The following is a 14,455-nucleotide window of genomic DNA, read 5'->3' as shown; positions in this document are numbered from 1 at the left end:
TTCTTTTGAAGAAAATTTAGCCATAAAAAATGCACCTCCAATTGTTAGACCGTGTCTAACAATTGGGGTGCACTTCAACGTTGAGACTGACTCTTTTTTTATGATTCTTACATTCTTTCTCCTTCTCCCCCGTCCGAGTTAAATCTATCCCTTTGAATTCTATATACGATAGACTACTATTTCAACAGAAAAAAGAGTATGCTATAGCATACTCTCTTACCCTCCCTATTCCACACAAGTAAACTGTGTCCAAGCTCCTACATAATCTAGTAAGAATAACTCTTCTTCTGCAATTGTACCGACAATATTTTTCCGTTCATCTATTGGCATTTCTTTCAAGATGATTTGTAGTTCACCTTTATACTTACCAAATGAGTTATTACCTATTACAACTTGCCCTCTTTCCTGTCCTACACTTTCGCGCACTGGGAAGTCAGAGTCTTTGTACTTTTTACGTACTTCTGTAGAACGTACCATATATTCTGTTATGTCGCCGCGTCTTACGTGTAATTCTTGCAGTGTTGCTTTCTTCTCTACTTCAGTCGCTTCGTCTACAAAGTGTACCTTTAGCTGTAACATGTAACGATTTAAGTTTCCTAGTTTCTCTAACTCTTCTTCACTCGCATAAGCATTTCCGATAATAACATCATCAATAAGCCCTGTTGCCCATAAATGTTTCGCTTGTACTTCAATTGGTAAGTTACGATGTTGTTCTAACGTACATAATCCGTCATTAATATCCCATGGACCGATGTCAGCTGCATGCGATGTAATAAAGGCTGCACTGCGAATACCATGCTTTTTGAAGCGTTCACTACAGCGAATGAAATAATCATACGGAAGACCAGTGAATTTTTGCGGATAAAAATTGTGACAACCAATTAAAGCTGATTTATTCGCTTGATGCGAAAGGATATTTTCTAAATAGGCAATATCATTACTTACATTCAGCTCAATTTTTAAACCATATGGATTATTCGTCATTTTCGCTTCTGTTAACCCGTCAAACCCTACATCTAAACGAATTCCATCTGCACCTAACTCTGCGAAGAATGCTAGATCACTATAGCTAATACCAAGTTGATCGAATACTGCTGGAGCTACATCTAAAATAACTTCCATATTGTACTCTTTTGCATGATTAATAATTTCTTTAAATTCAGCTACAATTTCTTCTTTCGGACGATTCACAGATAATAGACATGTAAATATTCTTGAAAAACCGTGGCGTGCCGCTGCCGAAATGTATGCCATATCTTGTTCTTTCGTTGAATGCTCTGGATAAAGTGAAATTCCTAATTTACGCTCCATGCTTTTGCATCTCCTTCACACGTTGTATTAATGCCATGCTCGTAAATCTATATTTTGCAGATAAACATGTTGCACATAAAATCGTTGGTACGATGATAAAGTACGGTGATTCTAAACTAAATGCCACATAAGCTCCCATTGAACATCCAATAAATAATATCGACACAAGTAGTAAAACTAATAGCGATTTACTTTGTACCCACTTTGAATAATGTGCAATACACTGCCCCGCCACGAATGTAATTAAGATGATAATTGCTCCGAGCATTCTGTTTTCTCCTCTCCTGCTAATTGTTGCTTCTCATACATTTTGAAGAATGGATAGTAAATAACGAATGAGATAACAAAGTTAACAAGTACGAGTACACCAGCCATAATTGTCCAGTCCGTACTAATAATCGCTGCAATTGGTGCTAACATCGTAAATGGCAGCTTCGCCATCATGAGCGGAATCATACCTGAAACAACTGCGAAATATGATACCGTCGTTGTAACTAACGGTGTAATAACGAATGGAATAATTAAGATTGGGTTCATTACAATTGGTGCCCCGAAAATAATTGGCTCGTTAATATTGAATAATCCTGGTACGAATGATAATCTACCTAACTCTTTTAAGAACTTAGATTTAGAGAACATAAACATAATTACTAAAGCTAACGTTGAGCCTGATCCACCGATCCATACGAACCATTGAATAAATTGCTCTGTAAATAAGTTTGGTAACTGATGTGCATTTCCTGTAGCCGTGAATACTTCCATATTTTCAAGAATTGCTGAATCCCACATCGGACGGATGATTGGTCCTAAAATCGCTGGGCCATGTATACCGAACGACCAGAAGAACACGATTAAGAATACTGTTAATAAACCGCCGAATAAATTATTTCCTACTAATACTGATTTTAATGGTGCGATTAAATATGTGATTGTTGTGTTTACATCAAATTTCAAACCGTAACGAATACCCCAGAATAAAAGAATAACTACTAAAGTTGGAATTAATGCTGCAAACGAGTTTGCAACTGCTGGTGGTACACTATCTGGTAATTTAATCGAAATATTATGCTTAATCATAAAGTGATAAATTTCTACTGCAATTAATGCTGTAACAATTGCTCCGAATAAAGAAGTTGCACTTAATGTTCCTACTGAAATATATCTACCTGCATCAATAACACCTGGTACAGCTTTTGTTATTTGAATTGGTTCAACTGATGCTAGTAAAAAGGCGAGTACAGATAATAATCCTGCACTTAATTGATTGAGCTGATAAAAGTTCGCGAGTGAAGCCCCTACCCCAAACGCTGCATATAATGCCATTAATCCTACTGTAAATCGGAATGGAATATCTAAAATATGGCGAAACGGTGCAATCCACTCCATATATGCATCAATTGGTAAATTTAAAAAGATAACGAAAAATGATCCGACAATCGTTAACGGTAACGTAGAAATAACTCCGTTCCGAATTGCTAATAAATGTCGTTGCCCCGCAATCTTTTGCGTTGTCGGCATAATCTTCTGTTCCATAAAACTCATAAAACCATTCATCGATAACCCTCCCTATGTTCAATGTGGCGAAACTTAAAAGTTATAACATTATAATGTTTATATTTAAAAAAATATAATTACGCTAAAATTAATTGTTCTGCTTGCTTAAGTACTTTCAAACCATCACACATGCCATAATCTCGTTGTTCTATAATTGCAACTGGTATATCGTATGATTTCGCAAGAAACTCTACCGCTGGAAACAAATACTTGACCTGTGGTCCAATTAAAACAACATCAGCATTTTTCATTTCCAGTTTCACAAGTTCTGAATCGACTGCTTTAATTTTATAATCCTTCCCTTGTTTCTTTGCCTCTTCTTGCATTTTTCTTACAACCATACTCGTTGACATACCTGCCGCGCAACATAATAAAATGTACATATTACACTGTCACTTTCTCTTCCACTCGTTTATGAAGAGTAATAAATTCTTCAGCAAGTTCTTTCACTGTAATGGCATTCATTAAATGATCTTGTGCATGCACTAACAGTAAACTTATTTCTGCATGATTTCCTCTTGCTTCTTCTTGAATTAAATCCGTTTGAATACGATGAGCGGATGATATTTCCTCACTAGCAAGTGTCATCTTTTCACTCGCATTCTCAAAATCTCCTTGTCTTGCAAAAGCGATTGCTTCAAGTGCCGCGCTTCTCGCGTTGCCACCATGTAAAATTAACGCAAATGGAGTTTGCATATCAGTCATTTAAAATTCCTCCAAGTTATGTTTTTCTATATTTTTATCTTATTATGAAAACGCATACAATTAAACATAAAAAACTTCCGTTGTGTAACGGAAGTTTTAATATACTTTTTCATAATGATAGTAAGATTTCTTGAAAATCATCAACAGCTTGAGCCTGATGCAATTTTTCTATTATAGTTTGACTAGACATAATATCATATAAAAAATCATAAAGCTTTTGTAAACCTTCATTATTATTGCGCTTCACACTAAATATAATAATAACTTGTACTTTTTTATCTCCCCAGTCAATCGCCTTATCGAGTGTACAAAACATCAAAAATGTCGTATCGCTTAATAATTGCATCGGATGCGGAATTGCCACTAAGTTTCCAACCGCTGTAGGAGATGTGTTCTCTCTCTCCATAACAGAAGCATAAAAGTTTGCGGGTACATAGTTTTTCTCAGCAGCTTTCTCACATAAAAACTGAATAACCTCCTCTTTCGTAGAAGCACTACGATTTAAGAAGATCAAATCTTCCTTAATATATTGCTGGATACTATCATTCACATGTGTAAATAACTGCTTACCAATTGATTTAATCTCTTTATCATCAAATATTGAGTTTACCTTTATAACCGGAACATGCAAACCACTCGGTATATGAATCGTACTAATAATACAATCTATTTTATCTTTATAAAGATCTTCCACTTTCAATTGATAGTACCCTGTAATACCTACAATCTCTAGTTTATCTCGGAAATGTGATAGAATTTTATATTTCAGTAGTTGTGCACTCCCTTGACCAGTTGCACAAACTAATAAACATCTTTTCTTTTGATTATTTTCCTGCAAGCGGCTCATCGCCCCACCAAAGTGAATGGCAATATAACCAATCTCACTCTCTGGAATGGATTCACCCGTATATTCACCAATTATATCTCCAACGAGAACTGCAATTTCAAAAGCATATGGATAATTTTTTTTCACTTCTGCCAAAAGAGGATTTCGCGTATTTAACTTATATTTCAAACGATTTAATAACGTTTTTAAATGAACACCAAAACCAAATAATAATTCTTCATCATAATAAAAAGTAAGATTCCGTTCTTCCGCTACTTTGAAAAGAATATGCTGCATGAATGCATATACGTCTTTCCCTAATAGCTCTTCCACATTTTCATAGCGATCTCTCGCTGTAACAGCAGTACTTAATAAATGCATCGTCACATATAAAATTTCTTCTTCTGGAAATTGAAGTTTTAGCTCTTCCCCTAAATTCCCTAAAATCTGTTTCGCAATTTTATATTCTTTCTTTATTATAAGTTCAGATTCCTCTACATGTAGTGCTTGAATGTAATGATCATCCCTGCATCTCTTTAAAGCAATCGCAATATGAATTGATAAATTATCAATTTCTATATCTGATAAATATATCGTTCCTCCCTCGATATACTTTAGTATAACTGAGCGGATGAGAGAAATATGGGGTAACGATAAATATGTGTCCGTCTGCTCATAGCTCTCATGAAACGGAGTATGGTCATAACGTGGCAAACCATATTGTGATAAACAAGAACGAATATTAAATTCTTCTCCTACAATACGTATACCATAATATGGTCTTTTTTCAATTTGTAACTCATAGCGACTACAAATATCCGTAACATCTTTCATAATTAAGTTTACAGTAGATTTACTCACATAAATCTCTTCCGCTAGCTGTGAAAGCTTCACATACCCATCTGTCGTTAAAATACGGTGTAAAATATAGGCTACTCTTTCTTCATAAGAAGTTGGAATCTTTTCTGTCTGTTTTTGAAATACATTTACGCAAAAATCTTCAAACTTCTTAGTTTGTATAATTTCTAGTTCGTACCCATTCCCTCTTTGTGATTCAATTTTCGCTCCGTGTTCTTCCAATATATCATTTAATAATTTTATATCCTTTTGAATCGTCTTCGTTGATACGTGTAAACGGCTCGCTAAAAAAGCTCGATTTAGCATCGATTTCTCTTCTAAAAACTCCTCTAAAATGGAAATTAATCGCTGATGCACTTTTGTCATAGCTCTTCCTCTCGCTCTTTATATAAAAGGGAAAAAGCCACTGAAATCAGTAGTTTTTTCCCTTTTATCCCGCGTTCATTATTTCTTTAGCGTAAATCCAAACTTATCCCAAGCTTGTAAATAATCTAATAAGAAGATTTCTTCCTCTATAATTCGGCCAACTACATTTGTTTTTCCTGTATTCACCATATCTTTTAAAGCAATTTGCAATTCACCTTTATATTGGCCATATTGCTCATTATCAATTAAAAGATCGCCACGCTTAATTTCACGCGTATTATGCGGTTTAAACTCTTCTTTTTTATATTTCACACGACTTTGTGTAGAACGAATCATATATTCAGATACATCCCCGCGATAAAAATGAGGTTCTTCTAATACGATAATTCTTTCTAAATCTGTTGTTGTATCGTATAGTTCTATATCAAATGTTTGTTTCTCTTTATTTAACGCACCTAGTGCTTGTAATTCTTCTTCTGAAGCATAAGCATTCGCAATAATAACATCATCAATTAATTCTGTTGCAAACAAATGCTTCGCCTGTGTTGTCATCGGTAATTCGCGATGCTGCTCGAGCGTACATAACCCTTCTGTTACTGGCCAAGGTCCATATGTTGCATCGAATGATGAAATAAAAGCAGCTGTTCTCATACCGTAATCTTTAAATTGTTTCGAGCATTTAATGAAATGATCGTATGATAATCCTGAATAACGATGCGGATAGAAATTATGACAGCCAATTAAATTTTCACGATTTGGTCTATGACTCATAATGTTATCTACATACTTCGTACCGTTACTCATATTAATCTCAATTTTTAAACCGTATGGATTGTACGTCATAATCGATTCTTCTAATCCTGAGAAACCAACATCTAAACGAATACCGTAAGCACCTAGTTCATGGAAAAACGATAAATCATTATAAGAAATACCTAGTTGCTCAAAAACAGACGGACTAATATCAACCAATACTTGGAACCCTAATGCATTCGCATGAGAAATTATTTCTTTAAACTCTTCTACAATTTTCTCTTTTTCGCCATCCACAGATAGTAAACATGTGAACACACGTGTAAATCCGTATTTACTTGCTAATGTTACATACTCTTTATCTTCCTCTACTGTCGAATGCTCTGGATAAATAGAAATACCTAATCGTCTCATATGTACACGCCTCTTTCTTCATCATATTGTAAACCTTTTCAAATATATGTAGTGAAAAAGTATGTATCCCCTTCTCGTCCACTACCATTTGAATCCGCTTTCTTTAAAGAAAAAATAATTTCTATCATTCATAACAACTACTAGTCTATACATCTATACTTTACATCTTTTTTTCAAAGTTGTGTAGTCTTCCCACAAATTTGTCAGTTTTTTGCCTTAAAAATTGTTATACGTTTTCAAGGCACCTTCCTTGACTGTTACGTTGACCAATACATATACTCGAAAGAACAGAGATAAAGTGAAACTTTAATCAGTGTGGGGTTTTGTTCATCCCCCACTGATTATTAGCCTTCACCAATCGGGCGTTTACGGGCAGCTGATCTCCCACCTAACTTCTTTGCTCCAGCCGGATTTTGAGGTGGGAGTTTTACTGCCCGCAAATAGCGGGAAAACTTTTATATAGGGGATGAATATATGGGAGAGGCAATACTCGTAAAACGAGAACCGTTATGGACGAAAGAGTTTATTGCGCTAATTCTAGCAAACTTATGTATGTTTTTAGGATTTCAAATGTTAATTCCAACTTTACCTGTTTATGTGAAAGAAATTGGGGGCACAAGTTCAAATATCGGATTCGTTGTCGGCATGTTTACCGTTGCAGCACTTTTTATTAGGCCGCTAACTGGAAATGCCTTGCAGAAATTCAACAAAAAAATCATTTTAATGATCGGTACCGCTATTTGTTTACTCGCTATGGGCAGTTATCTTTTCGCTTCAACCGTTTTCCTATTGCTTGCCGTTCGAATTTTACACGGAGCTGGTTTTGGTATTACAACGACTACATACGGAACTGTCGTTTCAGATTTAATTCCGCAAGCTCGCCGCGGAGAAGGCATGGGGTATTTCGGTCTTTCTGGAACTATTGCCATGGCGCTCGGTCCGCTTATTGGACTTTGGCTTATGCAAGCATATAACTTCACGATTCTTTTTTTATGTGCACTTTCATGCACAATAGTTTCATTAATATTAACGAAACTACTTCAAATCAAAAAATCGCCGCAACCACCACAGCAAACATCTGGTACCTTTCTCGATGGGTTTATTGAGCGTAAAGCTTTACTTCCTTCACTATTAATATTATGTATTACATTAATGTACGGGGGAATTGGGAGCTTTATCACATTATTTGCTACAGAAGTCGGGATTGCTGATATCAGTCTCTTCTTTTTATTTAACGCACTTGCAATCGCTGTAACTCGTCCGTTTTCTGGAAGATTATATGATACGAAAGGCCATACATTCGTCATCATTCCAGGAGTTATTATTACGTTTACAGGTATTATCTTGCTATCGTATACAACTACAATTCCGAGTTTAATTATTGCCGCAGCGTGCTACGGCAGTGGTTTCGGAGCAATTCAACCGGCACTACAAGCATGGATGATTGACCGAGTAGCACCGCACCGGAGAGGAGTAGCAACAGCAACATTCTTCTCAGCATTTGATCTTGGAATTGGTGCTGGAGCGATTATTTTTGGATTCATTGCACACTTTACCAACTATGCAACTGTATATCGATATTCCTCTCTATTACTTATCGCTTTTCTTTTCATTTACATCACAAGCTTACGGAAGCAAAAACAGGGGGATAAAACAAAAGAAAAAGCCGTTGGGTAATGCTAATTGGTTCTTTTTCGAAGTACTTGGACCAAAAAATCATGCATACACATTTGTAAAAAGCAGTGGATTCCTAAAAAAATCACACTGCTTTTTGCATTGTATTGAAGAGTGAACCGCTGTTCTATTTATTCATGTTGTTCGTATGATATTAATATATATAGAACGAATTGGAGGAAATATTAATGAAAGCAATAGTGTACACAAAATACGGTCTCCCCGACGTTCTTCAACTGAAAGAGATAGAAAAACCTGCTCCTAAGGACAATGAAATACTAGTGAAAATAAAAGCGACAACCGTAACAGCAGGAGATATTCGCTCACGAAGTTTTACGGTTCCCTCTTCTGTTTGGCTACCCGCTCGAATCGCACTTGGCTTTAAGCAACCGAAAAAACAAATACTAGGAATGGAATTGGCTGGTGAAGTTGAATCGGTAGGAAAAGACGTCACACGATTTAAAAAAGGAGACCAAGTGTGTGCAGCTACCCAAGTAAATTTTGGTTCTTATGCTGAGTATATTTGTCTACCTGAAGATGGAGCAGTGTGCATGAAGCCCTCCAATATATCCTATGAAGAAGCCGCAGCCATCCCAATTGGAGCACGTACAGCTTTGTTTTTCCTTAGGAAAGCTAACGTTCGAAGCGGTCAAAACATTCTTATTTACGGAGCTTCTGGAAGTGTCGGAAGTTATGCAGTACAACTTTCCAAATATTTCGGCGCAACAGTTACAGGTGTGTGCAGTAGCTCCAATTTAGAATTGGTCAAATCTCTAGGAGCTGACGAAGTAATTGATTACACCACAAAAAATTTTTCTACTACAGACGAAACTTATGATGTTATCTTTGAAGCGGTAAACAGGAGCTCCTTTTCAGAGTGTATTAAAATGTTAAAGGAAGATGGTACCTATATAAATATCGTTGAACCGTTACCAAGTGCTCAAATGCTCTGGACTAAATTGACAAGTCGCGTGAAACTCATATTAAGTCAAAACGCACCTGAAACTTCCGAAGCATTAAATTTCCTTAAAGAACTTGTTGAGAACGGTAAAATAAAAGTGGTCATTGATAGGCAATACACTTTTGAGGAAATTATTGAAGCTCACATATATGTTGAAAAGGGACATAAGAAGGGAAATGTCGTCATCACTATGGAGCATAATGACGATTCTAAATAAAGAAAAAACACTTTGCATAATTGTTAAAATGCAAAGCACCGAAAGTTTTTAACATAAAAAGGCAGAGCAAATTCATATGCGAATTGCTCTTTTTTATTGTTGCGAGCATCTCAAAAGAAAACAGTTTAAAATAATTTAATCGTTTTTCACTTTCATTAAATAAATCCATTTCAAACCTCCCCCGTTTCCCTACATATTTTTCTAACTTTAATCAAAAAATATGCAAAGAACCATTATTATAAATAAGGTGACACTTTACTTAGCGCATCCAATTTGGATAGTTTACCTCTCCTATTTTTACTATCCGCAAATAGTGTGATGAATGTGACTTCTTTACAAACCGATCAGATATATCATCTAAAAAACCAATTAAATCCAGGTGTTTCTTTAAAAATTTGTAAACTTTTTATCCCTTTGTAAATTTAGTGTAAATTTTACTGATAAACCGTTTACAGTTCCTCAAGGTTTAGTTAATAATTACATCGTACATGAAATTTAAGGAGTGGAATGCGTGGAATACAATATTCAAGATATGATCTTCCAGTTCATTGGTGGATTAGGTATTTTCTTATTCGGGATTAAATACATGGGCGATGGACTGCAACAAGCAGCTGGAGATCGTCTTCGCGATATTCTAGATCGTTTTACAACAAACCCTCTTATGGGTGTACTTGCAGGTATGTTAGTTACAGTATTAATTCAATCAAGTTCAGGAACAACCGCTTTAACAGTCGGACTTGTAAGTGCCGGATTTATGACATTAAGACAAGCAATTGGTGTTATTATGGGCGCGAACATCGGAACGACAGTCACTGCATTTATTATCGGAATTAAAATCGGAGAATACGCTCTCCCAATTATGGCGCTCGGAGCTATCTTACTATTCTTCTTTAAAAATAAAAAAGTACATTCTTTAGGTCAAGTTATATTCGGTTTTGGTATGTTATTCTTCGGTTTAGAATTAATGAGTGCGGGTATGAAGCCACTTCGTTCATTAGAATCATTCCAAGAATTAACGGTTAGCATGAGTGATAACCCAATTCTAGGAATCGTTGTTGGTACAGTCTTCACTTTAGTTGTACAAAGTTCAAGTGCGACAATCGGTATTTTACAAGAATTATTCGGCCAGGGTGCAATTGATTTACAAGCTGCTCTTCCTGTATTATTCGGTGATAACATCGGTACAACAATTACAGCCGTATTAGCAGCAATCGGTACTTCTATTGCAGCAAGACGTGCAGCATTAGTTCACGTTATCTTTAATATCGTCGGTGCAATCATCTTTACAATTTTATTAGTACCATTTACAAGTTTAATTCAACATTTCCAAACATCATTAAACTTAAATCCAGAAATGACAATCGCATTTGCTCACGGAACATTTAACGTAACGAATGCAGTTATTCAATTCCCATTCATTGCAGTGTTAGCATGGATTGTAACAAAAATCATTCGCGGTGAAGATTCCGCTATTGATTTTAAACCGCAACATTTAAATCCAATCTTTATTGAACAATCTCCAGCTATCGCTTTAACAGAAGCTCAAAAAGAAATCATTCGTATGGCTGAGTTTTCATTACATGGATTAAAAGAAGCAAACCAATTTTTAAATACACAAGATAAAAAACACGCTGACATGGCTACTCAATTAGAAGCAGCTATTAACAATTTAGATAAAAAAATTATCGAGTATTTAGTTTTACTATCAGAAAAACCACTTTCACCTACAGACTCTGAGAAACATTCAGTTTTAGCAGGTGTTGTTGGAGATATTGAACGTGTCGGTGATCATGTAGAAAACCTTGTAGAACTTGTAGATTTCCAAATTTCAAACCGCGTTTCACTATCAGATGAAGCACTAGCTGAATTAAATGAAATGCTTGAATTAACAATTTCAACATTACAAGATGCAATCAATGCTTTAACAAACTTTGACACTGAACTAGCTCAAACTGTTATTGCAAAAGAACGTAAAATTGACCAAATGGAACGTGTTCTACGTAAACGTCACGTATTACGTCTGAACGAACGTAGCTGTTCAGGTGATGCAAGCATCATCTACGTTGATATGGTAAGTAACTTAGAGCGTATCGGTGATCACGCTGTAAATATCGCTGATGGTGTTTTAGGTGAACAAGGAAAAGTAAATTTAAAACAATCATTATAATAGGAAAGAGACGCTAATGTAAGCGTCTCTTTTTTCATTTCATCTTTACAACCGTTCTTCCTTTTAACTTTCCTTGCAGTATAAGTGTAAACTTCTCATCTAATTCTTTTAATGTACATTCTTCTGTATAAGATAATAGCTCTGAATTTTTCCACTCACCTGCTAGCAATGCCCACACGTCTCTTCTCACATCTACTGGACATTGAACTGAATCTATTCCTAAAAGGCTAATCCCTCGTAATATGAATGGGTATACAGTTGTATTTAATTCATGCCCTGCTACGTTACCACACGTTGTTACACAGCCTCCATACTTAACTACCTTTAAAGAACTTTCTAACATGCTTCCGCCTACGGTATCGACAACCCCAGTGTATATTCCTTTAAGCATCGGTCTTCCTGATTCATCACTCAACTCCGCGCGATGAATCATCTTTTTTGCACCTAAACGTAGCAGCATCTGTTCCTCTTCCATTTTCCCAGTTGATCCTACTACGTCATATCCTAGCTTCGCTAAAATGCTAACTGCTACACTGCCTACTCCGCCCGTAGCACCTGTTACTAAAACATCTCCCATACTAGGCGTAATTCCCGCTCTAATGAGCTTATATACCGATAAGGCAGCTGTAAAACCGGCTGTCCCGTACATCATACTTTCCTTCAAAGAAATTTCTTTCGGTAAAGGAACAACCCAAGATGATGGCACGCGAATATATTCTCCGAAACCACCAGAAGTATTCATACCTAAATCATATCCAGTTACAATAACTTGATCGCCTTCCTGAAAGGCGGTATTCCCACTACTAACAACCTCTCCCGCTGCATCGATGCCTGGTGTATGAGGATATGTTCTCGTTACACCTTTATTACCAGTAGCTGAAAGGGCATCTTTATAATTTAATGAAGAATAATAAACACGTATTAATACGTCTCCTTCAGGTAAACTATTGACTTCTCTCTCAACAAGCTTTCTTTCAAATTGATTATTTTCTTTTTCGTTCACGACAATTGCTCGGAATGATGTATGATTCATTATGCTCTCTCCTTCATCCGTAAAATCTTTCTTTATTATATAAGAAGTACATATACAGCTAATCACATCTTCTTGGCTATATTTCAACAAATCTTACTTCTCTATCACTTTCTCACATTACATATTTTCATTTCTACTAAAACACATTATACTTGTTCTACATCTTAAAAATAAAATATAGAAAATCTGACTTTTTATAAATAAATTGAATTTTTACGAAATGTAAATGATTTGTAATGTTTTTTTTCGCTAAATTTCATTATAATAAGTGGATATGAGTGTCGTATTTCAATTCAAATGAAGGAGTACAAGAAATGGAGCAAAACCCATCTTTGCAAGAAAATACACGCAATAAACCGAAAAAAGGTAAGAAAAAAACAAAAATTATTATAAGCGTTATTCTATTAGTTTTAATAATAGGTGGCGGTTATACATGGTTTTTAGTAAATAAAGCATCTTCTGCTGTTCGAAACGCCGCTCACGATTTAGCACGCGGTGATAAGTCTGATTTACGTGCTAAAGCTGTAAAACCTATTACAAATAACGTCTCTGTCTTAATAATGGGCGTTGATGAAAGCGATGTCCGCGGAAAAGAATATGGTGAAGCTATAAGAACGGATGCACTATTACTTGCAACGTTTAATAAAGATAGCAAAACTGTAAAACTATTAAGTATTCCACGAGACACATATACTTATATTCCAGTAGAAAAGAAAAAAGATAAAATTACACACGCTCATGCATTTGGTTCTACTAAAAACGGAAAAGATGGTGGACCACAAGCTAGTATTGATGCAGTTGAAAAATTAATGAATGTTCCCGTCGATTACTTTGTAAAATTCAACTTTAAATCATTCATGAAAATCGTTGATGATTTAGGCGGCATTGAAGTTGACGTACCAGTTGAGTTTACTGAACAAGATAGTAATGATAACGCCGAAGCAATTCACTTAAAAAAAGGTGTTCAAAAGTTAAATAGTGAAGAAGCTCTTGCTCTTGCTAGAACACGACACGTTGATAGTGATGCGATGCGTGGTCAACGTCAGCAACTCGTTATTGAAGCCATTTTAAAGAAACTAACAAGCGTTGGATCCGTAACAAAAGTTGGTAACATAATTGATGATATTAACGGACAATTCGTTACAAACTTAACATTCGATGACATGCTTTCATTCTATAAATATGGATCGGATTCGGAAATTGAGAAATTACAACTTCAAGGTGAAGATTGTTACATGGCAAAAGGTGATGATACATGTAGTAAGTCAGCTGGTGGTGGTCGAACTTACTACTACAATCCAGATAAAAAAGAATTAGCTAATGTTACAAACGAACTTCGTAGTCACCTTGGACTACCTGCCTATACAAAATCTGATTCTGATTCGAAAAAAACAAGCTCAGAGAAAACAAAAGAATCTACGTCTGAAAATACGAGTAAACGCGAATCAAGTAACGATGAAACTCAAAATAAGAATAACAGTGAAGATACAGAAACATCGTCTAATGACAATGAATAAAGTGAAGCAGTGCTCTATGGAGGTAGAGCACTGCTTCTTTTTAATGCTTTTAAAACAAAAAATCAGAACTTTCCAACTATCTTTTTTAATATTTTTAAA

Annotated in this window: 12 protein-coding genes; 4 read left to right on the top strand and 8 right to left on the bottom strand. The window is 35.6% G+C overall.

Features of this window, described 5'->3' with window-relative positions:
- Nucleotides 1-225: 225 nt before the first annotated feature.
- The 7 genes from SB773_RS25105 to SB773_RS25075 all read right to left on the bottom strand — a co-directional run bounded on the left by SB773_RS25105 (nt 226) and on the right by SB773_RS25075 (nt 6,787).
- Nucleotides 226-1,311: a DUF871 domain-containing protein gene (locus SB773_RS25105; RefSeq protein WP_410592804.1), complete on the bottom strand. Its 1,086-nt coding sequence runs from the start codon at nt 1,309-1,311 to the stop codon at nt 226-228.
- The gene (locus SB773_RS25100; RefSeq protein WP_002087437.1) at nt 1,301-1,579 is read right to left on the bottom strand and encodes a hypothetical protein; all 279 of its coding nucleotides are present in this window, start codon (nt 1,577-1,579) and stop codon (nt 1,301-1,303) included. The genes SB773_RS25105 and SB773_RS25100 overlap by 11 nt, the downstream gene beginning before the upstream one ends.
- Nucleotides 1,555-2,865 carry a PTS sugar transporter subunit IIC gene (locus SB773_RS25095; RefSeq protein ID WP_001013048.1) on the bottom strand — a complete coding sequence of 437 codons (1,311 nt, stop codon included), beginning with the start codon at nt 2,863-2,865 and terminating at the stop codon, nt 1,555-1,557. The genes SB773_RS25100 and SB773_RS25095 overlap by 25 nt, the downstream gene beginning before the upstream one ends.
- 77 nt (nt 2,866-2,942) lie before the next feature.
- Nucleotides 2,943-3,248, bottom strand: coding sequence for a PTS sugar transporter subunit IIB (locus SB773_RS25090; protein ID WP_002188397.1), 306 nt, complete (start codon nt 3,246-3,248; stop codon nt 2,943-2,945).
- A 1-nt stretch (nt 3,249) separates the two neighbouring features.
- Nucleotides 3,250-3,570, bottom strand: coding sequence for a PTS lactose/cellobiose transporter subunit IIA (locus tag SB773_RS25085; protein WP_002087442.1), 321 nt, complete (start codon nt 3,568-3,570; stop codon nt 3,250-3,252).
- A gap of 109 nt (nt 3,571-3,679) precedes the next feature.
- Nucleotides 3,680-5,620 carry a BglG family transcription antiterminator gene (locus tag SB773_RS25080; RefSeq protein ID WP_410592800.1) on the bottom strand — a complete coding sequence of 647 codons (1,941 nt, stop codon included), beginning with the start codon at nt 5,618-5,620 and terminating at the stop codon, nt 3,680-3,682.
- Nucleotides 5,621-5,698: 78 nt separating this feature from the next.
- The gene (locus tag SB773_RS25075; RefSeq protein ID WP_060750004.1) at nt 5,699-6,787 is read right to left on the bottom strand and encodes a DUF871 domain-containing protein; all 1,089 of its coding nucleotides are present in this window, start codon (nt 6,785-6,787) and stop codon (nt 5,699-5,701) included.
- A gap of 474 nt (nt 6,788-7,261) precedes the next feature.
- Here SB773_RS25075 and SB773_RS25070 point away from each other — a divergent pair, with 474 nt between their 5' ends.
- From SB773_RS25070 to SB773_RS25060, 3 genes are all read left to right on the top strand, one after another.
- Nucleotides 7,262-8,464 carry an MFS transporter gene (locus SB773_RS25070; RefSeq protein ID WP_002010745.1) on the top strand — a complete coding sequence of 401 codons (1,203 nt, stop codon included), beginning with the start codon at nt 7,262-7,264 and terminating at the stop codon, nt 8,462-8,464.
- A gap of 185 nt (nt 8,465-8,649) precedes the next feature.
- Nucleotides 8,650-9,639, top strand: a complete 990-nt coding sequence (locus SB773_RS25065; RefSeq protein ID WP_410592797.1) for an NAD(P)-dependent alcohol dehydrogenase — start codon at nt 8,650-8,652, stop codon at nt 9,637-9,639.
- Between the two features lie 511 nt (nt 9,640-10,150).
- Nucleotides 10,151-11,806: a Na/Pi cotransporter family protein gene (locus SB773_RS25060; RefSeq protein ID WP_410592795.1), complete on the top strand. Its 1,656-nt coding sequence runs from the start codon at nt 10,151-10,153 to the stop codon at nt 11,804-11,806.
- Nucleotides 11,807-11,840: 34 nt separating this feature from the next.
- On the opposite strand, the gene SB773_RS25055 is transcribed toward SB773_RS25060, so the two are convergent.
- Nucleotides 11,841-12,839: a YhdH/YhfP family quinone oxidoreductase gene (locus tag SB773_RS25055; RefSeq protein ID WP_410592793.1), complete on the bottom strand. Its 999-nt coding sequence runs from the start codon at nt 12,837-12,839 to the stop codon at nt 11,841-11,843.
- 314 nt (nt 12,840-13,153) lie between these two features.
- Between SB773_RS25055 and SB773_RS25050 the strand changes: the two genes are divergently transcribed.
- Nucleotides 13,154-14,356 (top strand): LCP family protein, encoded by a 1,203-nt coding sequence (locus tag SB773_RS25050; protein WP_410592791.1) that lies wholly within the window; start codon nt 13,154-13,156, stop codon nt 14,354-14,356.
- The last annotated feature ends 99 nt before the right edge of the window (nt 14,357-14,455 follow it).

It is taken from the genome of Bacillus sp. SIMBA_074 (assembly GCF_046534555.1).
In the GTDB taxonomy this organism is placed as follows: Bacteria; Bacillota; Bacilli; order Bacillales; family Bacillaceae_G; genus Bacillus_A; species Bacillus_A mycoides.
The sequence above is the reverse complement of the archived record's forward strand: the minus strand, read 5'-3'. Positions and strand labels throughout refer to the sequence as shown.